Origin of the sequence: Halomonas koreensis (assembly GCF_031451675.1) — a bacterium.
GTDB lineage: Bacteria > Pseudomonadota > Gammaproteobacteria > Pseudomonadales > Halomonadaceae > Halomonas > Halomonas koreensis.
On sequence record NZ_JARWAK010000001.1, the window covers coordinates 274,627 to 294,286 of the forward strand.

Genomic DNA, 19,660 nt, shown 5'->3' on the forward strand with positions numbered 1-19,660 from the left:
GAAACTCCGTCGGGGATGACGTGTCCGATGACACAACCTATAGGCACTATAGGGTCAAGCCGCCAGAAGGAGCCTGCCATGCAGATCGGCGAACTGGCGCGGCGCACCGGCTGCCGCGTGGTTACCATTCGCTACTACGAGCGCGAGGGGCTGTTGCCGGCCCCCGCCCGCAGTGCGGCCAACTACCGCCTCTACGGCGACCGGCACGTCGAGCGCCTGGCCTTCATCCGCCATTGCCGGGCGCTGGACATGACGCTGGACGAGATCCGCGCCCTGCTGGAGGCTCACGACCATCCCGAGAGTCCCTGCCGGGACGTCAACGACCTGATCGACGCCCACCTGGAGCACGTGGCGGCGCGCATCGCTCAGCTCGAGTCCCTCAAGCGGGACCTGGAGGCGCTGCGCGCCCGCTGCCGGGAGCCCCGCACGGCCGCCGAGTGCGGCATCCTGGATGCCCTGGCACAGCCGCCGGCGGAGGGGGCCACCCCCTCGGCGGCCGACGACGACCACGTGCCCGGGGTGCATCCCCGGGTCTGAGGGGGAGGCTCAGGCGTCGGGGGCGTCGAAGTGCTTCGCCACCAGGGCGTCGTAGGTGCCGTCCGCCTTGAGGGCCGCCAGGGCCTCGTTGAAGCGCTCGGCCAGGTCGCGGTCGCGCCGGCGGAAGGCCACGCCCACGCCCTGGGCGAAGTAGCGATCCGGCTCGCGGACCAGCTCGCCCAGGCGCTGGAAGTCGCTGTCGGCCTGATCGATCTGCACGAAGGACTGGGCGGTGGGGTATTCCATGAAGGCCAGGTCGAGTCGCCCGGCGCGCATGTCGGTCACCACGTCGGCCCAGCTGGCGTAGCGCCGGACCTCGACGCTGTCGCCATGGAGGTCGGTGACGTACTCGTCCTGGAGGGTCGCGGTCTGGACCCCGACGACCTTGCCCGCCAGGCTGGCCGGATCCGCGACGTCGATGTCGCTGCCGTCCCGGGCCACCCAGACGCTGGGCATCCGGAAATAGCTGTCCGAGAACAGCACCTGGCGCCGCCGCACCTCGGAGATGGTCATGGCCGACATGATGGCGTCGAACTTGCGCGCCCGCAGCCCGGGAATCAGCCCGTCCCAGCTCTGCACGACCCATTCGCACTCGCGCTCCAGGTAGTCGCAGATGGCGTTGCCCAGCTCGATATCGAAGCCGGCCAGGCTGCCGTCGGGACGGCTGTACTCGAAGGGCTTGTAGGGCACGTCGGCGGCCAGGCGCAGGGGCTCCTCGGCCTGGGCGGAGGTGGCCAGCAGCCCGGCGCCCAGCACCGCGGCCAGCAGTCGGATGGATTGACGCATGGGAAGTCTCGCGAAATCGGGTGGGTCAGTAAGAAATGCTGAAATTGTCAGCTATACCCTTCGATGATACCGCGATGCCGGCTTGTTTTCAGTTGTGATGACTAGTGTCGACGGCGATGCACCCGCCGCCCCAGCGCCCAGACCTCGTCGATGGCCCAGGCGCCGTCGGCCAGCACCAGCAGGTCGGCGTCGGCGCCGACGCACAGCCGGCCCTTGCGGGGCAGGCCCAGGGCATCGGCGGCATGGGTGCTGGCCGTGCCGATGGCCTTGTCGAGCGCCACGCCGTGATCCTCGACGCATTCGCCCAGGGTCTCGAACAGGCTGCTCAGGCGGCCGGGCTGGAGGCCGGCGAAGCGGCCCTCGGCGTCGAAGCGCGGCAGCGAGGCGTTGGCGTCCGAGGACAGGGTGATCCGCGAGGGCTCGACCCGGGCCTCCAGGGCTCGGGCCACGGCGCGGGCGGCGGGCACCTCGCCGTCGGCCAGCAGCTCGGGGGTGGTGCTGGTGGTGAAGTCGATGCGTCCGCCTTCGCGGCCGAAGCGCAGCCCGTCCTCGAACAGCGCGGCGGTGCGGTTGACGTGGGTGGGCAGGAACTGCGCCAGCGGGATGGCGCTGTGCCGTGCCACCTCGCGCAGCGGCTCGAGGCCGCCGGTGGCGTCGCCGGTGTGGATGAAGACGATGCCGGCCTTGCCGGCGAGCATGCCGGCGGTGCGGGCCTCGGCGGCCAGCCGGGTGAGTTCCTCGCGGCTCGGCTGGGAGCCCCGGTGGTCGCTGATGGCCACCTCGCCCAGGCCGATGCATTCGGGAAGGAAGGTGATGTCGCCGGCCACCGAGCCGGTCAGGGTCACCGGCGGCAGCTGGTAGGAGCCGGTGTAGCAGTAGGTGGTCAGCCCGCCGGCGGCCAGCTCCCGGGCCTTGCCCAGCAGGTTGGCGGGAGTGCGGGTCAGGGCGTCGGTGCCCAGGGCGCCGACCAGGGTGGTGACCCCGGAGGCCAAAGCCTCGTCCAGGCCGAGCTCGGGGGTGCGGGTGCCGAAGCCGCCTTCGCCGCCGCCGCCGATGAAGTGCACCAGGGGATCGACCAGGCCGGGGATGACACGGCGGCCCTCGAGGTCCACGACCGCGACCGCCGGGCCCCGGGCAGGCGGCTCGCCGGCGTCGTCCGCCGCGGCGATGGCGGCGATGCGGCCGTCGCTGATCAGCAGGTGGCACAGGCCCCGCGGCTCGGGGGCGTGCAGGCGGGCGTTCTTGAGCAGGGTCAGCATCGTCGCTCCTCTCGAAATGAAGACGCCGGCTTGCGCCGGCGTCGTGGCAAGTGGGCACAACAGCAGGTGTCTCTCGGTGCTCATCCGTCTACAGGTCCCGGGGCGCCGGACCGACGAGGGGGCGCTGTGACCCCCTCCATGGGCGCTACCGACGCCCTGCGGCGCTCTCGCGTCCCGCTACGCTTGCAGGACCGGTGCTGGCCATCCCTGGCCAGCCCGTTCGGAGCCGTGCTCCTCACCCCTGGCGTAGGCCCCCCTCTTCGACCTGTCTCCGGCGCACCTCGTCATGCCCGACTGTGGTTGCCTTGGGGCTCGGCGCTTACAGCTTGACGTCGTAGCTGAAGTACCTGGCCATGATCTCGTCGTAGGTGCCGTTGGTCTTCAGCGCCTGGAGGGCCTCGTTGAACTGCTCGGCGAGCTCGCGGTCGCGCTGGCGGAAGGCCACGCCGACGCCCTGGCCGAAGTACTTCTCCGGTTCCTTGATGAAGTCGCTGATGCGCTGAAACTCGCTCTCCGGGGTGTCGATATCGATCATCGCCTCGGCGATCGGGTAGTCCATGAAGGTCAGGTCCAGGCGCCCGGTGCGCATGTCGGCGATGACGTCGTCGGCGCTGCCGTAGCGGCGCACGTCCAGGACATCGCCGTAGAGGTCGGTGACGTAGTTGTCCTGCAGGGTGGCGCGCTGGACGCCCACGCTCAGGCCCTCGAGGCTCTCGCGATCCGAGATGTCGATGTCCTCGCCCTTGGCGGTGATCCAGGCGCTCGGCGTGGTGTAGTAGGGCTCGGAGAACAGCACCTGCCGGGCGCGCTCCTCGGTGATGGCCATCGAGGACATGATGGCATCGAACTTGCGTGCCTGCAGGGCCGGGATCATGCCGTCCCAGGGCTGCTCGACCCAGGTGCATTCGCGCTCCAGGTACGCGCAGACGGCGTTGCCCAGCTCGACCTCGAAGCCGGTCAGGGTGCCGTCGGGCAGCTTGTACTCGAAGGGCTCGTAGGGCACGTCCACGGCCAGGCGAATGGGGTCCTCGGCCTGGACGGACGTGGCGAACAGGCTGGCGCCGAGGGTGGCGGCCAGCAGCAGCTTGGCGTGACGCATGGGGATCTCCTCCCGTGAGGGCATGGATGAGGTGCTGGATTCAGGGGCTCGCCGCGGTGGCGAGGGCGGCGGGATCGCCGCGGTCGGCGCAGGGCGCCTGGGAGTCGGGCACGGGCGTGCCGTGATGGCCAAGGCGGCCATCGGGAAGGCTTACTCGTCGAACCACTCGCTGAGGTAGAAGCGCGGCGCGGCGCTCCGGCGGGGGACGGGGACGACGGTCAGGTCGGTCGGCGGTCGATGCATGGGGGACCTGCGGGGGCAGGCCGCCCCGGGCGAGCCCGGGGCGGCGGCGATCACTCGCCGAAGTACTCGGCGTAGATCTCGTCGTAGGTGCCGTTGTCCTTGAGGGCGGCGAGCGCCTCGTTGAAGGCGGCGGCCAGTTCCTCGTCGCGCTGGCGGAAGGCGATGCCGAAGCCGTCGCCGAAGTACTCCTTCGGCTCGGTGATCATCTCGCCCACCACCTTGTACTCGCCGGCCTGGCTGTCGAGCAGGGTGGACTTGCCCACCGGGAAATCGAGGAAGACGATGTCCAGGCGCCCGGCGTCCATGTCGAGGACCATGTCGTCGGCGGTGGCGTAGCGGCTCACGTCCGCCACGTCGCCGTACATGTCGGTGACGTAGTTGTCCTGCAGGGTGCCGCGCTGCACGCCGATGGTGGTGCCGTCCAGGCTCTCGTCGCTGGGCGTGCCGATCTCGGCGTCCATCGGGGCGAACCAGGCGGACGGCGGGGTGAAGTAGGGATCGGAGAACAGCACCTGCTCGCGACGCTGATCGTTGATGGTCATGGACGACATGATGGCGTCGTACTTGCGCGCCTGCAGGCCGGGGATGATGCCGTCCCAGCCCTGGACCACCCACTCGCACTGGATGCCGATCTCGGCGCACAGGGCGTCGCCCAGCTCGATGTCGAAGCCGGTCAGCTCGCCGTCCGGCGTGCGGAATTCCATCGGCTCGTAGGGCACGTCGACGCCGATGCGGATATCGCGGACCTCGGCATTGGCGCTGCCGGCGATCATGGCGGCGCCCAGCACGCCGAGGCTCAGGATCTTCTGGAACTTCATGGGTGCTTCCCCTTGTTGTTGGTGGTCACCTTGTGGGTGATGACCCGTCCACGATAGCCGAAGCCGGAACGGGTCGAAAGGTCGGGATCGAACGACGGTTCCCAACGCTTGTTTTACGCTCGCCTCAGCCGCTGGCGGGCTTGAGGTGGGCGAGCAGGCGTTTCTCCAGGTAGCGGAACAGGTAGAGGATGGCGAAGGTCAGGCACAGGTAGATCGCCGCCACGAACAGGAAGGCGTCGAAGGGCGCGTAGAAGCGGGCATAGACGAAGCGCGCCGCCCCGGTGAGGTCCATGATGGTCACCACGCTGGCGATGGCGCTGGCGTGGAGCATGAAGATCACCTCGTTGCCGTAGGCCGGCAGGGCGCGGCGGAAGGCGCTGGGCAGCACGATGCGCCGCATCATCAGGCCCCAGGACATGCCGTAGGCCCGGGCCGCCTCGATCTCGCCGCGGGGCGTGGACTTGATCGCGCCGCGGAAGATCTCGGTGGTGTAGGCCGCGGTGTTCAGGGTGAAGGCGATCAGCGCCGGCACGAAGGGCTTCTCGAGGATCACCCACAGCCAGGTCTCCTGGATGCCGTCGACGAACACCACCCCGTAGTAGATCAGGTAGAGCTGCACCAGCAGCGGGGTACCGCGGAACACGTAGCAGTAGAAGAAGATCGGCAGGCGCAGCCAGGCGTGCTTCGAGCCGCGGCCGATGGCCAGCGGCACCGCCAGCACCAGGCCGATGATCAGCGACAGGAACACCAGCTGGACGGTGGTGGTCAGCCCCTCGCCATAGTAGGAGAGGGTCTGCAGGGTGAAGATGCTGTTGTCGGCCAGCCGGGCCTCGAGCCAGGTCATCAGGGCGTCCATCATTTCGTCTCCCCAAAGCCGATGTCATAGCGCTTCTGCAGGCGGGCGAAGCCCCACTCGGAGACGCTGGCGATCAGCAGGTAGATGATCGCGACGATGATCATGAAGGTGAAGGGTTCGCGGGTGGCCTTGGAGGCCTCGGCGGCCACCCGGACCATGTCCGACAGGCCGATCACCGAGACCAGGGCGGTGGTCTTGAGCAGCACCATCCAGTTGTTGGACAGCCCCGGCAGGGCATGGCGCATCATCTGCGGGAAGCGGACGCGCCGGAACACCAGCCAGTGGCTCATGCCGTAGGCGCGGCCGGCCTCGATCTGGCCGTTGTCCACCGCCATGAAGGCGCCGCGGAAGGTCTCGCCCATGTAGGCGCCGAAGATCAGGCCGATGGTGATTACCCCGGCGACGAACTCGTTGACGTTGATGAAGATATCCACGTCGAACTGGTAGTAGAGCCAGTCGGTGACCATGTTGATGCCGATCTGGCCGCCGAAGAACAGCAGCATCATCAGCACCAGGTCCGGCACGCCGCGGATGATGGTGGTGTAGAGGGTGCCGATGCGGTGCAGCAGCCAGCTGCGCGACATCTTGGCGCTGGCCGTGAGCAGGCCCAGCACGATGGCGAGTATCAGCGACAGCACCGCCAGCTCGATGGTGATCAGGGCGCCTTCCAGCAGGCGCGGGCCGTAGCCGTGCAGATCGATCATGGGTGATCTCCTCGTGCGGGACGCCTCAGTGCTTGGGGGCCAGGAACTGCTTGAGGCGCTCGGAGCGCGGGTTGCCCAGCACCTCCTCGGGCGGGCCGGCCTCTTCCACCTGGCCCTGATGCAGGTAGATGACCTGGGAGGAGACGTCCCGGGCGAAGGCCATCTCGTGGGTCACCACGATCATGGTGCGGCCTTCCTCAGCCAGGTCGCGCATCACCTTGAGCACGTCGCCGACCAGCTCCGGGTCCAGCGCCGAGGTGGGCTCGTCGAACAGCATCACCTCCGGGTCCATGGCCAGTGCCCGGGCGATGGCGCCGCGCTGCTGCTGGCCGCCGGACATCTGGGCCGGATAGTAGTCGGCGCGATCGGCCAGGCCGACCCGCTCCAGCAGCTCGCGGGCATGGGCGGTGGCCTCCTGCTTGGACTTGCCGAGCACGTGGACCGGCGCCTCGATGACGTTCTCGAGCAGGGTCATGTGCGCCCAGAGGTTGAAGCTCTGGAAGACCATGGACAGCTTGGCGCGCATGCCGACGACCTGCTTCCAGTCCGCCGGCTCGCGGCCGTGCTTGGTCTCCTTGAAGCGGATCGACTCGCCGTGGACGATCAGCTCGCCCTCGTTGGGCTGCTCGAGCAGGTTCATGCAGCGCAGGAAGGTGCTCTTGCCGGAGCCGGAGGCTCCGATCAGGGTGATGACGTCACCCTTGTGGGCCTGCAGGGACAGGCCCTTGAGGACTTCGGTGTCGCCGAAGCGCTTCTTGATGTTGCGCACTTCCAGCGGGATCGGGGTGTCGGCCATGGAAAGGGCTCCAGTTCAGGGGGATCACCGGGGCCCTGTCGGAAGCCGGCCGATGGCGGCGCTTCGGACAGGACCCGTGAGACCGGACGCGAAAAAGGGGGCGATTCTACCAGCCCTGCGGGGCGTCGGCAGGCCGGGGCGCCGGTTCGCTCATGCGACCTTGGTCGAGGTGATGCGGTGACGTTGTCATGAGTGGCTTCCGTGTTGTTGTTGTGGGCATCGGATGGCGGGCCTGGCGCCCGCTCAGGGCGCGCCGGCCGGCGGCGGGGCCGCGGTCACCAGCAGGGCGGCGCGGGCGCCGATCTCCACCCGGGCATTGGGGAAGACCACGCGCAGCGGGGTGTCGCCCACGGTGAAGGGGCCGGCCTCGGCGTCCTCGGCCAGGCGGGTGCCGGGCGCGAATTCGGTGAAGTTCGGGGTGTCGTCGGCGAAGCACAGCCGAAAGGCCTCGGCCCGGCGGAACAGCTCGTGCGCGACCCGGAAGAAGGCCATGGCCTCGGGCGGCCGGGCGGCCGGCGGGCGATCCTCGAGCAGCGCCTCGAGCAACCGGGCCATGGGCGCCAGCGGCGCCAGGTCGTTCTCGCCGAACGGACGGACGCGTCCCAGCTCCAGGGTGAAGGCCGCCGCGCCGTGGTAGTGCTTCGAATAGTGGGAGAAGGTCCAGCTGTGGCCTTCCTGGTGCAGCACGGCCTGGATATCGGCGCCGGCCAGCCAGGACCACTGGTCGGCCGGGGTCACGGCCTCGGCGTGAGGCTCGACGGCGAAGCGCGGGTACTGGCTGTCGCGGATCGCCGTGTGCAGGTCGTAGTGCAGCCGGCGCCGGCCCGGGTGACGCGCGAAGAAGGCATCCACGGCGCCCATCAGCGCCCGGGCGCGGTCGGCTTCCTCGCCCTCGGCGTCCAGGCCGCGCCGGAACAGCCGGTTGAGGTTGGTCTCGACGAAGCGGGTGCCGGCGCGGATGGCCGTCAGGTTGCCGAGGATCACCAGCACCGGGCTGCCCAGGGTCAGGCCGCCGGACTCGAGCCGGGCCAGGCATTCGCCGAGCAGCTCGATGGGCGCGGTCTCGTTGCCGTGCACGCCGGCGGACAGCACCAGTGCCGGGGCATCGGCGGACGGCGAGGTCGGCGTCAGCTCGAGCAGGCCGGGGCCGGCGATCCGGAAGCGCCCCCCGGGCAGGTGGCCCTCGCCTCGCTCGGGGGCGCGCCCCTCGAGGCTGGCATCGAGCCACTCAGCCAGCATGCCTCGGCCCCTCGCGGCGGTGGTGACGGAATGCAGGGATCATGTCGCTCCTTGTCTTGTCGCTTTTCTCGGGCTGCGGCCTACCTTCGGCCCTGCCCGGGCGGGGCTCAAGGGGGGCTGTCGGCAGGATGAAAGCGGCGGGTGCGAAGCTGTAACTCGGCGGCGCCGCGGGCCGGCTCAGCGCCATGGCGCGCAGGCCTCGCCCTGTGCCACCTCGATCAGCGTCTCCACCGGGAAGTCCAGCGCCGCGGCGCGCTCGACCAGGTCGCGGTAGGTCGCGGCCGGGAGCTCGGGGGTGCGGGACAGCAGCCACAGGTAGTCCCGGTCGGGGCCGGCGACCAGCGCCCAGGCGTAGTCGTCGGCCAGCGCCAGGACGTTGTAGCCGGCATAGAAGGGGCCGAAGAAGCTGACCTTGAGTCGGCCCTCGCCGGGGGCGCCGACGGGATAGGCCTTGCCCTCGGCGACATCGACCTCGCCGGCCGCCAGGTCGACGCCGCGGTTGATGACGCGCACCCCGCCGTCCTCGCGGCGGGCGTAGTCGGCGGTGACGCAGTCCAGCCCCTCCTCGAAGGCATGGTCGAGGCGGGCGATCTCGTACCAGCGGCCCAGGTAGCGGTCGAGCTCGAAGCCGGTGACCGCCCGGGTGCCGTCGGGCAGGCCGGTGCAGGCGGCCAGGGCCGGCAGCAGCAGGGTCGGGATCAGGGGACGCAGGGGGCGCAACACCGGTAACTCCTTGTCGAGGGCGACCATGGCAGGATAGGGACCCGGCGGCGAAGGCGCTAGCCTGTGGCCTTTCCCCCGCCAGGAGGCCCCATGACCGACCATGCCCGCCGGCTCGACGCCCACTACGATGCCCTCGCCCGGGCCCGGGGCGAGCCCCTGCTGCGCCGGCTGCGGGACGCCTTCCGGGCGGCCGGCCGCGACCCGGAGTGCCTCGATCCGGATGCCACCGCCGGCATCGATCAGCTGCATCAGGGCGGGCGCGCGGCCAGCCGGGCCCTGGCGCGCCGGGGGGCGATCGCCGCCGGGCAGCGGGTCCTGGACGTCGGCTGCGGCACCGGCGGCGCCAGTCGGCTGCTGGCCGACGAGTTCGGCGCCGAGGCGCTGGGCGTCGACATCACCCCGGCCTTCGTCGACGTGGCCGAGTGGCTGAGCCGAGCCACCGGGCTCGCGGATCGCACCCGCTTCCTGTGCGCCGACGCCGCCCGGCTGCCCCTGCCGTCGGCCAGCGTCGAGGTGATCTGGTGCCAGCACGCGCTGATGAACATGCCCGAGCCGACCCGGGCGCTCGCCGAGTGGCACCGCCTGCTGGTGCCCGGCGGCCGCTTGCTGCTGCACGAGGTGGTGGCCGGCGACAACCCGGCGCCGCTGGCCCTGCCGGTGCCCTGGGCGCGCAGCGCGGCCACCAGCCACCTGGTGAGCGGCCGGGCCCTGGAGGCGCTGCTTGATGCGGCGGGCTTCGCCGTCTCGAGCCTGACGGATGTCACCGAGGCCGCCCTGGCCTGGCGGCGCAAGCAGGGCCGGCGGGCGGCCGCCCCGCGGGAGACCGCGAACGCGGCGGCGCCGCTGCCCGGCCCGGCGTTGATCTTCGGCGACGACTTCGCCGTCATGGGGCGCAACCTGGGCGACAACCTGGCGGACGACCGCGTGCGGATCCTCGAGGGCGCCTGGGTTCGCCGCTGAGCCCCGCCGGCGGCACGCGCACCGAGCCGGGCTAGACTGAACGGGCGTGACGTCATCGTTCATCGACGGGAGGCAGGCTCATGACCAAGGTGCTGGTGCTCTACCATTCCATGTACGGCCACATTCACACCCTCGCCGGCGCCGTGGCCGAGGGCGCCGCCCGGGTGCCGGGCGTGGCGGTCGATGTCAGGCGGGTCCCCGAGACCATGGACGCCGAGGCCTTCGCCAAGGCCGGCGGCCAGGCCTTCGACACCCCCGAGACGAGCCCCCAGGCGCTGGCCGACTACGACGCGGTGATCCTCGGCACCCCGACCCGCTTCGGCAACATGTCCGGCCAGATGCGCACCTTCCTCGACCAGACCGGCGGCCTCTGGGCCAAGGGCGCGCTGCGCGGCAAGGTGGCCAGCGTCTTCACCTCCACCGGCACCGGCGGCGGCAACGAGTCCACCATCCTCACCGCCTGGACCACCCTGGCCCACCACGGCATGGTGATCGTGCCGATCGGCTACGGCCTCGAGGCGCAGTTCGACATCTCCGAGGTCAAGGGCGGCTCGCCCTATGGCGCGGCGACCATCGCCGGCGGCGACGGTTCGCGCCGGCCCAGCGACACCGAGCTCGACCTGGCGCGCTTCCAGGGCGAGCACGTGGCCGGTGTGGCGGCGAAGCTGGCCGGCTAGCCGGACCTGGCCCCTTTGCCCCGGCGCCCCGCCCCGTGCGGGGCGTCGTCGTTCAGGCTCTCTTTTTCAGGTCTGGGAGGCGATGCGCTCGGCGATGGCGCGGCCCAGGGCCTCGGTGGTGCCGCGGCCCTTGAGGTCCGGGGTCAGCACTCCGGCGTCGCCCTCGGCGAGCACCGCCTCGATGGCGGCGAGGATGGCCGCGCCCGCCGCCGGGTGGCCCAGGTGCTCGAGCATCATGGCGCCGGACCAGATCTGGCCGATGGGGTTGGCGATGCCGCGCCCGGCGATGTCCGGGGCGCTGCCGTGAACCGGCTCGAACAGGCTCGGGAAGCGGCCCTCCGGGTTGATGTTGGCCGAGGGCGCCACGCCGATGGTGCCGGTGCAGGCCGGGCCCAGGTCGGAGAGGATATCGCCGAACAGGTTGCTGGCCACCACCACGTCGAACCAGTCCGGGTGCAGCACGAAGTGGGCGGCGAGGATGTCGATGTGGAACCGGTCGACCTCGACCTCCGGGTAGCGCTCGCCCATGGCGGCGACGCGGGTGTCCCACCAGGGCATGGTGATGGCGATGCCGTTGGACTTGGTCGCCGAGGTGAGCTTCTTCCGCGGGCGGCTCTGCGCCAGGTCGAAGGCGTATTTCAGCACCCGGTCGACGCCGGTGCGGGTCATCACCGTCTCCTGGATCACCACCTCCCGCTCGGTGCCCTCGAACATGGTGCCGCCGACGCTGGAGTATTCGCCCTCGGTGTTCTCGCGCACCACGTAGAAGTCGATGTCGCCCGGCGCGCGCCCGGCCAGCGGGCTCTCGATGCCCGGCAGCAGGCGGCAGGGGCGCAGGTTGACGTACTGGTCGAATTCGCGGCGGAACCTGAGCAGCGAGCCCCACAGCGAGACGTGGTCCGGGACCTTGTCCGGCCAGCCGATGGCGCCGTAGTAGAGGGCGTCGAAGGCGGCCAGGGTCGGGTGCCAGTCGTCGGGCAGCATCCGGCCGTGTTCGAGGTAGTAGTCGCAGCTGGCGAAGTCGAAGGCCTCGAAGGCCAGGTCGAGGCCGAAGCGGCGGGCGGCGGCTTCCAGGGCGCGCAGCCCCTCGGGCATGACTTCCTTGCCGATGCCGTCACCGGCGAGCACGGCGATGCGCTGGGTCATGGGAGCTCCTGTCGCGGCACGAGAGTCCGCCCAGTCTAGCGGCGGACAAGGCGAAGATAATCGGGGTAATATTCAAGTCATTGTTGAATTCGAGTGGAGAATGCGGTGACGCCCCTCGACGACCTGGCCTTCTTCCAGCGGCTCGCCCGGGCCGGCAGCCTGACCGCCACCGCCCGGGAGCTGGGCCTGTCGCTGTCGGCGGTGAGCAAGCGCCTGCAGCGGCTCGAGGCGCGCCTGGGCGTCTCGCTGGCGGCGCGCACCACCCGGCGGCTGACGCTGACCGACGAGGGCGAGCGCTACCTGGCGCGCGGCACGGCGATCCTCGACGACCTGACGGAGCTCGAGGAGACCCTCGGCGATCATCGCGCCGAGCTCTCCGGCCCGTTGCGCATCAACGCCACCTTCGGCTTCGGGCGCCGGCACGTGGCGCCGCTGCTGTCGGCCTTCCTGGCCCGGCACCCGCGCCTCGAGGCGAGCCTGGAGCTGACCAACTTCCCGCTCGGCCTGGCCGACCGGGGCATCGATATCGGCATCCGGGTCGGCGAGCCGCCGGACTCGCGGCTGGTGGCGCGGCGGATCCTGGCCAGCCGGCGCGTGCTGTGCGCGGCGCCGCGTTACCTGGCCGACATGCCGCCGCTGGACGAGCCGGCCGACCTGGCGCGCCACGCCTGCCTGGTGCTGCGCGAGATCGAAAGCGACTATGCGGTGTGGCGCTTCCAGCGCCGCGACGCCCCGGGCGAGGAATGCGCGGTGAAGGTGGCCGGGCCGATGGCCAGCAACGACGGCGAGGTGATCCGCGGGCTGGCACGCGACGGCCACGGCATCGCCCTGCGCTCCTGGTGGGACGTCCACGAGGACCTGGCGGCGGGGCGGCTGGTGGAGCTGCTGCCGGCGTGGCGGGGCGTGCGCGCGGACTTTCATGCCGTGTATGATCGGCGCCGCCACGTTCCGCTGCGGGTTCGCGCCTTCATCGCCTATCTTGAGCAGGAGATGCCGGGTCGCGTGCCGGCAGGCGACGTGCCCCAGGAAGCCCGGCAAGGAGAGTCGTCACCGTGAATGTGCTGATGTTCACCAACACCTATCTGCCCATCGTCGGCGGGGTCAGCGAATCGGTGCAGCGCCTCAAGCGCCAGCTCCAGGCCGCCGGGCACCAGGTGCTGGTGGTGGCGCCGCGCCTGGAGGGGCAACCCGACTTCGAGGCGGACGTGGTGCGGGTGGCGGCGGTCCAGCACTTCAACGGCAGCGACTTCTCCCTGCCGGTGCCGATCCCGGGCCAGCTCTTCGACGCCATCGAGGCCTTCGAGCCCGACCTGGTGCACGCCCACCATCCCTTCCTGCTCGGCGACACCGCGGCCCGCGCCGCCGAGACCTACGGCCTGCCGCTGGTGTTCACCCATCACACCCTCTACGAGCACTACACCCACTACGTGCCCGGCGACTCGCCGCGCATGCAGCGCTTCGCCGTGGCCCTGGCCACCCAGTACACCTGGCTGTGCGATGCCGTGATCGCGCCCAGCGAGAGCATCCGCGACCTGCTGCTCGAGCGCGAGGGCAACCCCGAGATCCGGGTGGTGCCCAGCGGCGTGGACACGGCGCGCTTCGCCGAGGGCGACGGGGCGGCCTGCCGGCGGCGGCTGGGGATTCCCGGGGACGCCTATGTGATCGGCCACCTGGGGCGGCTGGCCCGCGAGAAGAACCTGGCCTTCCTGGCCGAGGCGGTGTGCCGGGCCCTGGCCGAGCGGCCCGCGGCGCACTTCCTGGTGGTCGGCGACGGCGACGCCGCCGAGGCCATGGCGGCCTGCGCCGAGGTCGCCGGCGTCGACGAGCGGGTGCACTTCGCCGGCCGGCTGCAGGGGCAGGCGCTGATCGACGCCTATCACGCCATGGACGTCTTCGCCTTCGCCTCCCATAGCGAGACCCAGGGCATGGTGGTGGCCGAGGCCATGGCCGCCGGCCTGCCGGTGGTGGCGGTCAGCGCGCCCGGCGTGGTCGAGGTGGTGGTCGACGGCGAGAACGGCCGGCTGCTGGCCGAGGACGACGCCGCGGCCATGGCCGCGGCGCTGGTCGCCCTCGGCGACGAGGCGCGTCGCCGGCCGCTGCACCACGGGGCCCGGGTCACCGCCGCGGACTACGACGAGCGGCTCTGCGCCGAACGCTGCCTGGCGGTCTACCGGCGCGCCATCGCCCGGGGCGGTCCCTTCACCCACGCCGACGACGGCGGCTGGGACCGGGTACGCGGCCGCCTGGGCGCGGAATGGCAGATGCTGCGCTATCGCGGCCGGCTGCTGCGCCACCTGGTCCAGGAGGAATGGGAGCAGGAGCGCCCGTCCTGGTGGCCCGGCGGGCGCTCCGACGAGCCCGAGTTGCCGTCGAAGTGACCCTCGTCCGCCTCAGCGCCGCCGCCGGCGCTCGGCCCAGCGCTTGAGGCCGACGAGCAGTCCCACCCCCGCCAGCAGGCCCAGCAGCGAGATCACCACCTCCTGGCGGCTGTCCGCGGTGGCCAGCTCGCCGAGCTGGCTGCCCAGCAGGGTCACCCCGGCGAGTCCCGGGACGATGCCCAGCGTCGAGCCGATCATGTAGTCGCGGAAGCGCAGCCGGAAGGCGCCCGCCATCATGTTGGTCAGGGTGAAGGGCGCCAGCGGCAGCAGGTTCACCAGGGTCATGGTGCGGATGCCGCGCCCCGAGAGATAGCGCGACAGGCCCTTGAGGTGCTTGCCGCCGTGGCGCAGCAGGGCGTCGCGGCCCAGCCGGCGGCCCACCCACCAGGTCAGCATCGAGGCGGCCAGGGTGCCCGCCAGGGCATAGCCGAAGCCCCACCAGGGGCCGAACATCAGGCCGGTCAGCGCCACCAACAGGCTCAACGGAAACATCACCAGCGAGGCGCCGGCGTAGACCGCCATGATCACCAGCACCGCCCAGGGGGCGTCGCGCCAGGCCACCGACCCCCGGGCCAGGCTCGACAGGGTCTCGACGGTGAGCAGGTCCCGCATGGCCAGCCACTGCCAGAGCCCGCCCAGGGCGAGCAGGGCGATCAGGATGAGGGCGACGACTCCGAGGCGGCGGGGCATGACGGGCTTCCTGGCGAGTGACCGCCACAGCATAAGGCAGCGGCGACGCTGGCCAAAGCGACATCCTTCCCGGAGCGCGAGCTCCGCCCCTCCCGGCGGCCGGAAGGTCAGGCCCGTCGGGCCAGCACCCGCAGACGGGACTCGCACATGTCGAGGTCGAGGTAGGTGCCCTGCAGGTGGCGCCGGCCGGTGCTGGGGTCGAAGGCGTTGCGTCCGTGCATCACCCGGCGGTTGTCGAAGGCGACCATCTCGCCCGGGGCCAGGGAGAACTCGAGCCGGTTCTCGGGATCCTGGGCCAGCGTCCAGAACGCGCGGTAGGCGTCGTACCAGGCATCGATCTCCTCGAGGGGCAGGCGCAGGGTGTCGCGGATCCAGTTGTTGAGCCGGACCTCGACGACGCGGCCGGCCTCGTCCAGGTCGATCACCGGGGCGCGCCAGACGATGTCGTGGTTCTCGTCCTGGAAGCGGAAGTCGATCGGCGTCTCGGCGAGCCGCCGAAAGGCCTCGGGAGACTCGACGCGCAGCGCCTCGGCCGCGGCGAAGCCGTCGAAGAAGGTGGACTCGCCCCCCTCGGCGTCGTTCTCCAGGCAGTAGAGCAGCTGGATGTCCGGCGGATGACGCCAGTTGGGCAGGTCGGTGTGCAGGGCCAGGCCGATGGCGGTGTAGGCGGCGTTGTTGGGGTTGGGCTTGGACTTGACGTCGAAGCGAGCCCCGAAGTTGGTGGCGCGCAGCGGCCCGATGCGGCTCGCCAAGCGACTCACTTCCTCGTCGGCCAGGGGGCCGTTCTCGAGCAGCACCAGGCCGTCACGCAGCAGGGCGGTGAGCCAGGTGCGCTCGCCCTCGGCGCCGGCCACGAAGTCGGCATGGTCGACGCGTGTCGGGCGGTAGTCCCGGGCCCAGGGGCGGCGAGTCGGCACGGCATCCTCCCGTCCCTGGCCCGGGCGGCGCTGATGCAGCCAGACGGCATCGAAGCGGCTGACGTGGCCATCGGCCCAGACCAGTGCCAGGTTGCCCTCGACCACCCGGGTCTCGGGGGCCTCGGTAGGCGCTTCGAGGGGCAGGATGAGACGCTCCCGGGTCAGGGGGTGGCGGCACTCGGGGCAGGCACAGTGGTCGCGCAGCCAGGCCAGCGGGAAGTCGGCCAGGGTGCCGTCCTCCCAGCTCAGGGTCAGGCGGGCGCGACTGGCCGTGGCCTGGCTCAGGGCGGGGCCCCGGGCGTGGTCGGCCAATTCCCCCATGGGCAGGTGGGGTCGGATGTTGACGGTCGGGGTCTCGGTCATGCTCGCCTCCTCGGTTCGGGATGCCGAGAGGGTGGCGGCTGGCCGCTTGGCTGACAAACGATTAATCTGGCCTCATTGACCCCAGATAACTTATGACAGGCTTTTGCATGAGTGCCCTGCCCCCGCTGACCTGGTTGCAGGCCTTCGAGGCCGCTGCCCGCACCCTGAGCTTCACCGCCGCCGGCCAGGAGCTGGGCGTGACCCAGGCGGCGATCAGCCAACGCGTGCGCCTGCTCGAGGATCGCCTCGGCCAGAAGCTGTTCATCCGCCACCCGCGCAGCCTGAGCCTGACCCCCGCCGGCCAGGCCTGGCTGCCGAGCCTGCAGGACGCCTTCGCCCGCCTGGCCGAGGGCACCCGGGAGGTGTTCGGCGGCGGAGGCGAGTCGCCGGTGACCCTGCGCACCACCCCGGTGGTGCAGCAGAGCTGGTTGGCGCCGCGGCTGGCGGCCTTCCGCCAGGCGCATCCCGGGATCGCGCTGCGCCTGGTCAGCGCCATCTGGCCGGACGACTTCGGGCCCGAGGGAGCGGACCTGGAGATCCGCTACGGCCAGGGCGACTGGTCGGGGCTGGAGGCGGTGTCGCTGGGCGAGGAGGCGATGCTGCCGGTCTGCGCCCCGTCGCTGGCCGAGCGCATCCGGACTCCGGACGACCTGGCGGATCACACCCTGCTGCATGCGGTGGGCTTCGCCGTGGGCTGGCCGACCTGGCTGGAGGACGTCGGCCTGGCGGGCCTGGCCTCGCGCTGCGCGAGCCTGACCTGCGACAGCCAGGTGATGACCCTGGCGCTGGCGGCCCGGGGCGCGGGCGTGGCGCTCACCCACCGGCGGCTGGTCGAGGGCCGCGACGACCTGGTGGCGCCGCTGGACCTGCCGGTGGCCAGCGCCGAGGGCTTCTGGCTGGTGCGCCCCGCGCGACGGGCGCCCCGGGAGGAGGCGGCGCGGGTCTGGCGATGGCTGGTGGGCGAGGCGGGGGACTAGCCTAAGCGCCTAGGTCGAGGGCCAGCGCCGCGGATCCTGGCGGAAGTAGCGGGTCAGCAGGGCGTAGAGCTCGGGGTAGGCGTCGTGCAGCGCCTGCGGGGCGGCGAAGAAATACTCGCAGGCCACCGCGAAGCACTCGCCGGGGTGGCTGGCGGCGTAGTCGTCGATGGGCGTGGCCTCGCCGCGCTCGAGGTGCGCCTGGAGGTCGTCCCACACCGCCGTGAACACCCGGTGCCAGTCCCGCGGGTCCAGGTCGCCGGGCAGCGGCGGGAAGCCGTCGGCGTCCAGGGAGTTGGCCATGTCGAGCTTGTGGGCCAGCTCGTGGATCACCACGTTGAAGCCGTCCCGGTCGCCGCTTGCCATCAGGTCCGGGTAGGCCACCACCACCGGCCCCTGGTGGGAGGTCTCGCCGGCGCGTTCGTCGTCGTACTCGTGCATCACCCCGAACTCGTCGAGTTCCTCGACCCGGCGATGGAAGGCGTCGGGCACGATCAGGATCTCGTGGACCCCGGCCAGGGCCTCGCGGTGGGTGCGCGCCTCCCAGCCCAGGGTCAGCAGGCAGGCCTGGGCGGCGATGGCCAGCCGTGCCGGCACGTCGAAGTCGATGGCGGGGTCCAGGTCGGGGTGGCGGCTCAGCCGCTTGGCGTGGGCGAAGCGCCAGGCCCGATGGCCGAGGCGCTCGGCGTCGGCCTCGGGCACCGCGGCGAGCAGCGGCAAGCGTGCCCGGGCCTCGGCCCAGGCCTCCGCGGGGAAGGGATAGCGGGCGGCGAAGCGGGCCTCCCGCCAGCGGCGCAGTCGCTCCAGCACGGCCTCAGCCTTCCTCCACGTCGCGGCCCCCGGATGGCCGGCCCCCGGACTTCCAGGACCAGTCGCGCAGGCGCAGGTCGAAGAGGTCCTGGCGGCGATCCTTGAGGTTGGTCACCGAGCCCTCGTTGCGCACCACGGTGAGCCGGGTCAGGTCCAGGTCCGAGAACATGATCATCTCGGTGTTGGGCGTGGTCTCGGCGAGCACGGCGTCGTGGGGGAAGGAGAAGTCCGAGGGCGAGAATACCGAGGACTGGGCGTACTGGATATCCAGGTTCTCGATGGAGGGCACGTTGCCGACGCTGCCGCACAGCACCACGTAGCACTCGTTCTCGATGGCTCGGGCCTGGGCGCAGTGGCGCACCCGCAGGTAGCCGTTCTTGGTGTCGGTCCAGAAGGGCACGAACAGGATGTCCATGTCCTGTTCGGCGAGCAGCCGGGACAGCTCGGGAAACTCCACGTCGTAGCAGATCTGGATGCCCACCCGGCCGGCGTCGGTCTCGAACACCTGCAGCTCGTCGCCGCCCTCGATCACCCAGTCGCGGCGCTCCTGGGGGGTGATGTGCAGCTTGGCCTGGCGCTCCACGGAGCCGTCCCGGTGGCACAGGTAGGCGACGTTGTAGAGCCGGTCCTCCTCGCCGACCTCGATCATCGAGCCGGCCACGATGTTGATGTTGTAAGCCACCGCCATGCGCGACAGCTCGGTCTTGAAGCGTTCGGTGAAACCGGCCAGGAAGCGGATGGCGGCCAGCTGGTCCTGCTGGGCGGCGCGGTCCTGCAGGCCCATCAGCGGCGCATTGAACAGCTCCGGGAAGACCGCGAAGTCGCTCTGGTAGTCGGCCAGGGCGTCGACGAAGTACTCGACCTGCTGCAGCACCGCCTCCACCGAGTCGAACTCGCGCATCTGCCACTGCACGGCGCCCACCCGCACCTGGGTGCGGCGGCTCTCCAGCACCCGTTCGGCGGGCTCGAAGAGGATGTTGTTCCACTCCAGCAGGGTCGCGTAGCCCTGGGACTTCTCGTCCTCGGGCAGGTACTTGCGCAGCAGGCGCTTGACCTGGAAGTCGTTGGCCAGCTGGAAGGAGAGGATGGGGTCGTGGATCTCCTTGCGCGCCACCTTGTCGATGTACTCCGTGGGCGAGAGCTCCTCGGCGTAGTGGTGGTATTGGGGGATGCGCCCGCCGGCCAGGATCGCCCGCAGGTTCCTCGAGCGGCACAGCTCCTTGCGGGCCTCGTAGAGGCGCCGTCCCAGGCGGTAGCCGCGATAGTCCGGGTGGATCAGCACGTCGAGGCCGTACATGGCGTCGCCGTCCGGATCATTGAGGATGATCTCGCGGCTGCCGATCAGGTCGTCGTACTGGTGGGGGTTGGAGAACTCGTCGTAATCCACCTGCACGGTCAGTGCCACGCCCACCAGGCGGCCGTCGTCCTCGATGGCGATCTGGCCGTCGGGGAACGCCTCGATCAGCGTGTCGATGGTGTGCTCGGGCCAGGCGCCGCCGATGTCGTGGTAGACGGCGTCCATCAGCGTCTTGAGCTGCGGGTAGTCGTCCGGCGTCAGGTTGCGCAGGTTGAGGTGCAGATCGTCGAGGGACATGCCGCGGCTCTCCATCCGGTCACGAAAGCCGCAGTCTAGCAGCCCGCCGCCTCGGCGCCGACAGGCTTTCTCCCTCGGCGATCCGTCCCCG

At 71.0% G+C, this 19,660-nt stretch carries 20 protein-coding genes; 6 read left to right on the forward strand and 14 right to left on the reverse strand.

The window, feature by feature from the left end; translation table 11 throughout:
- Positions 1 to 78 precede the first annotated feature (78 nt).
- Complete coding sequence (gene cadR / locus QC818_RS01295) at positions 79 to 537, forward strand: Cd(II)/Pb(II)-responsive transcriptional regulator (protein WP_309651020.1); 459 nt, start codon at positions 79 to 81, stop codon at positions 535 to 537.
- A 9-nt stretch (positions 538 to 546) separates the two neighbouring features.
- On the opposite strand, the gene QC818_RS01300 is transcribed toward cadR, so the two are convergent.
- From QC818_RS01300 to QC818_RS01340, 9 genes are all read right to left on the reverse strand, one after another.
- Positions 547 to 1,323, reverse strand: coding sequence for a transporter substrate-binding domain-containing protein (locus QC818_RS01300; protein WP_309651021.1), 777 nt, complete (start codon positions 1,321 to 1,323; stop codon positions 547 to 549).
- A gap of 101 nt (positions 1,324 to 1,424) precedes the next feature.
- Complete coding sequence (iadA, locus tag QC818_RS01305) at positions 1,425 to 2,582, reverse strand: beta-aspartyl-peptidase (RefSeq protein ID WP_309651022.1); 1,158 nt, start codon at positions 2,580 to 2,582, stop codon at positions 1,425 to 1,427.
- Positions 2,583 to 2,901: 319 nt separating this feature from the next.
- Positions 2,902 to 3,681 carry a transporter substrate-binding domain-containing protein gene (locus tag QC818_RS01310; protein WP_309651023.1) on the reverse strand — a complete coding sequence of 260 codons (780 nt, stop codon included), beginning with the start codon at positions 3,679 to 3,681 and terminating at the stop codon, positions 2,902 to 2,904.
- 293 nt (positions 3,682 to 3,974) lie between these two features.
- Positions 3,975 to 4,742, reverse strand: a complete 768-nt coding sequence (locus QC818_RS01315; RefSeq protein WP_309651024.1) for a transporter substrate-binding domain-containing protein — start codon at positions 4,740 to 4,742, stop codon at positions 3,975 to 3,977.
- A 124-nt stretch (positions 4,743 to 4,866) separates the two neighbouring features.
- Complete coding sequence (locus QC818_RS01320) at positions 4,867 to 5,598, reverse strand: ABC transporter permease (protein WP_309651188.1); 732 nt, start codon at positions 5,596 to 5,598, stop codon at positions 4,867 to 4,869.
- On the reverse strand, positions 5,598 to 6,302 hold the full coding sequence (locus QC818_RS01325) for an ABC transporter permease (RefSeq protein ID WP_309651025.1): 705 nt from the start codon (positions 6,300 to 6,302) through the stop codon (positions 5,598 to 5,600). The genes QC818_RS01320 and QC818_RS01325 overlap by 1 nt, the downstream gene beginning before the upstream one ends.
- A gap of 25 nt (positions 6,303 to 6,327) precedes the next feature.
- Entirely contained in the window at positions 6,328 to 7,098 is a 771-nt protein-coding gene (locus tag QC818_RS01330) for an ABC transporter ATP-binding protein (RefSeq protein ID WP_309651026.1), read from the reverse strand.
- A 243-nt stretch (positions 7,099 to 7,341) separates the two neighbouring features.
- Positions 7,342 to 8,337 (reverse strand): succinylglutamate desuccinylase, encoded by a 996-nt coding sequence (locus QC818_RS01335; protein WP_309651027.1) that lies wholly within the window; start codon positions 8,335 to 8,337, stop codon positions 7,342 to 7,344.
- A 177-nt stretch (positions 8,338 to 8,514) separates the two neighbouring features.
- Complete coding sequence (locus QC818_RS01340; protein ID WP_445351946.1) at positions 8,515 to 9,060, reverse strand: lipocalin family protein; 546 nt, start codon at positions 9,058 to 9,060, stop codon at positions 8,515 to 8,517.
- A gap of 90 nt (positions 9,061 to 9,150) precedes the next feature.
- On the opposite strand from QC818_RS01340, the gene QC818_RS01345 reads away from it, so the two are divergent.
- Together QC818_RS01345 and wrbA are read left to right on the forward strand one after the other, a co-directional pair.
- Positions 9,151 to 10,020, forward strand: a complete 870-nt coding sequence (locus QC818_RS01345) for a class I SAM-dependent methyltransferase (RefSeq protein ID WP_309651028.1) — start codon at positions 9,151 to 9,153, stop codon at positions 10,018 to 10,020.
- Positions 10,021 to 10,100: 80 nt separating this feature from the next.
- Positions 10,101 to 10,697, forward strand: a complete 597-nt coding sequence (gene wrbA, locus QC818_RS01350; RefSeq protein WP_309651029.1) for an NAD(P)H:quinone oxidoreductase — start codon at positions 10,101 to 10,103, stop codon at positions 10,695 to 10,697.
- Between the two features lie 66 nt (positions 10,698 to 10,763).
- Here wrbA and QC818_RS01355 read toward each other — a convergent pair whose 3' ends face one another.
- On the reverse strand, positions 10,764 to 11,843 hold the full coding sequence (locus tag QC818_RS01355; RefSeq protein WP_309651030.1) for a tartrate dehydrogenase: 1,080 nt from the start codon (positions 11,841 to 11,843) through the stop codon (positions 10,764 to 10,766).
- A gap of 105 nt (positions 11,844 to 11,948) precedes the next feature.
- On the opposite strand from QC818_RS01355, the gene QC818_RS01360 reads away from it, so the two are divergent.
- Positions 11,949 to 12,899 (forward strand): LysR family transcriptional regulator, encoded by a 951-nt coding sequence (locus QC818_RS01360; RefSeq protein ID WP_309651031.1) that lies wholly within the window; start codon positions 11,949 to 11,951, stop codon positions 12,897 to 12,899.
- Positions 12,896 to 14,221: a glycosyltransferase gene (locus tag QC818_RS01365; protein ID WP_309651032.1), complete on the forward strand. Its 1,326-nt coding sequence runs from the start codon at positions 12,896 to 12,898 to the stop codon at positions 14,219 to 14,221. The genes QC818_RS01360 and QC818_RS01365 overlap by 4 nt, the downstream gene beginning before the upstream one ends.
- A 12-nt stretch (positions 14,222 to 14,233) precedes the next feature.
- On the opposite strand, the gene QC818_RS01370 is transcribed toward QC818_RS01365, so the two are convergent.
- The gene (locus QC818_RS01370; protein WP_309651033.1) at positions 14,234 to 14,911 is read right to left on the reverse strand and encodes a TVP38/TMEM64 family protein; all 678 of its coding nucleotides are present in this window, start codon (positions 14,909 to 14,911) and stop codon (positions 14,234 to 14,236) included.
- Between the two features lie 107 nt (positions 14,912 to 15,018).
- A complete protein-coding gene (locus QC818_RS01375) occupies positions 15,019 to 16,191 on the reverse strand; it encodes a TauD/TfdA family dioxygenase (protein WP_309651034.1) in 1,173 nt (390 codons plus the stop codon).
- Positions 16,192 to 16,298: 107 nt separating this feature from the next.
- On the opposite strand from QC818_RS01375, the gene QC818_RS01380 reads away from it, so the two are divergent.
- Positions 16,299 to 17,168 (forward strand): LysR substrate-binding domain-containing protein, encoded by an 870-nt coding sequence (locus tag QC818_RS01380; protein ID WP_309651035.1) that lies wholly within the window; start codon positions 16,299 to 16,301, stop codon positions 17,166 to 17,168.
- Positions 17,169 to 17,177: 9 nt separating this feature from the next.
- Here the strand turns inward: QC818_RS01380 and QC818_RS01385 are convergent, their stop codons facing one another.
- Both QC818_RS01385 and QC818_RS01390 read right to left on the reverse strand, forming a co-directional pair.
- Positions 17,178 to 17,975: a M90 family metallopeptidase gene (locus QC818_RS01385; protein WP_309651036.1), complete on the reverse strand. Its 798-nt coding sequence runs from the start codon at positions 17,973 to 17,975 to the stop codon at positions 17,178 to 17,180.
- Positions 17,976 to 17,979: 4 nt separating this feature from the next.
- On the reverse strand, positions 17,980 to 19,569 hold the full coding sequence (locus QC818_RS01390; RefSeq protein ID WP_309651037.1) for a bifunctional GNAT family N-acetyltransferase/carbon-nitrogen hydrolase family protein: 1,590 nt from the start codon (positions 19,567 to 19,569) through the stop codon (positions 17,980 to 17,982).
- Between the last annotated feature and the right edge of the window lie 91 nt (positions 19,570 to 19,660).

Excerpts from the sequence above, each read along its gene's own strand:
- QC818_RS01300 (WP_309651021.1), bottom strand. The coding sequence starts at position 1,323 with ATGCGTCAATCCATCCGACTGCTGGCCGCGGTGCTGGGCGCCGGGCTG.
- QC818_RS01320 (WP_309651188.1), bottom strand. The coding sequence starts at position 5,598 with ATGGACGCCCTGATGACCTGGCTCGAGGCCCGGCTGGCCGACAACAGC.
- QC818_RS01330 (WP_309651026.1), bottom strand. The coding sequence starts at position 7,098 with ATGGCCGACACCCCGATCCCGCTGGAAGTGCGCAACATCAAGAAGCGC.
- wrbA (WP_309651029.1), top strand. The coding sequence starts at position 10,101 with ATGACCAAGGTGCTGGTGCTCTACCATTCCATGTACGGCCACATTCAC.
- QC818_RS01325 (WP_309651025.1), bottom strand. The coding sequence starts at position 6,302 with ATGATCGATCTGCACGGCTACGGCCCGCGCCTGCTGGAAGGCGCCCTG.
- QC818_RS01335 (WP_309651027.1), bottom strand. The coding sequence starts at position 8,337 with ATGCTGGCTGAGTGGCTCGATGCCAGCCTCGAGGGGCGCGCCCCCGAG.
- QC818_RS01315 (WP_309651024.1), bottom strand. The coding sequence starts at position 4,742 with ATGAAGTTCCAGAAGATCCTGAGCCTCGGCGTGCTGGGCGCCGCCATG.
- QC818_RS01390 (WP_309651037.1), bottom strand. The coding sequence starts at position 19,569 with ATGTCCCTCGACGATCTGCACCTCAACCTGCGCAACCTGACGCCGGAC.
- cadR (WP_309651020.1), top strand. The coding sequence starts at position 79 with ATGCAGATCGGCGAACTGGCGCGGCGCACCGGCTGCCGCGTGGTTACC.
- QC818_RS01380 (WP_309651035.1), top strand. The coding sequence starts at position 16,299 with ATGAGTGCCCTGCCCCCGCTGACCTGGTTGCAGGCCTTCGAGGCCGCT.
- QC818_RS01355 (WP_309651030.1), bottom strand. The coding sequence starts at position 11,843 with ATGACCCAGCGCATCGCCGTGCTCGCCGGTGACGGCATCGGCAAGGAA.
- QC818_RS01370 (WP_309651033.1), bottom strand. The coding sequence starts at position 14,911 with ATGCCCCGCCGCCTCGGAGTCGTCGCCCTCATCCTGATCGCCCTGCTC.
- QC818_RS01375 (WP_309651034.1), bottom strand. The coding sequence starts at position 16,191 with ATGACCGAGACCCCGACCGTCAACATCCGACCCCACCTGCCCATGGGG.
- iadA (WP_309651022.1), bottom strand. The coding sequence starts at position 2,582 with ATGCTGACCCTGCTCAAGAACGCCCGCCTGCACGCCCCCGAGCCGCGG.
- QC818_RS01345 (WP_309651028.1), top strand. The coding sequence starts at position 9,151 with ATGACCGACCATGCCCGCCGGCTCGACGCCCACTACGATGCCCTCGCC.
- QC818_RS01310 (WP_309651023.1), bottom strand. The coding sequence starts at position 3,681 with ATGCGTCACGCCAAGCTGCTGCTGGCCGCCACCCTCGGCGCCAGCCTG.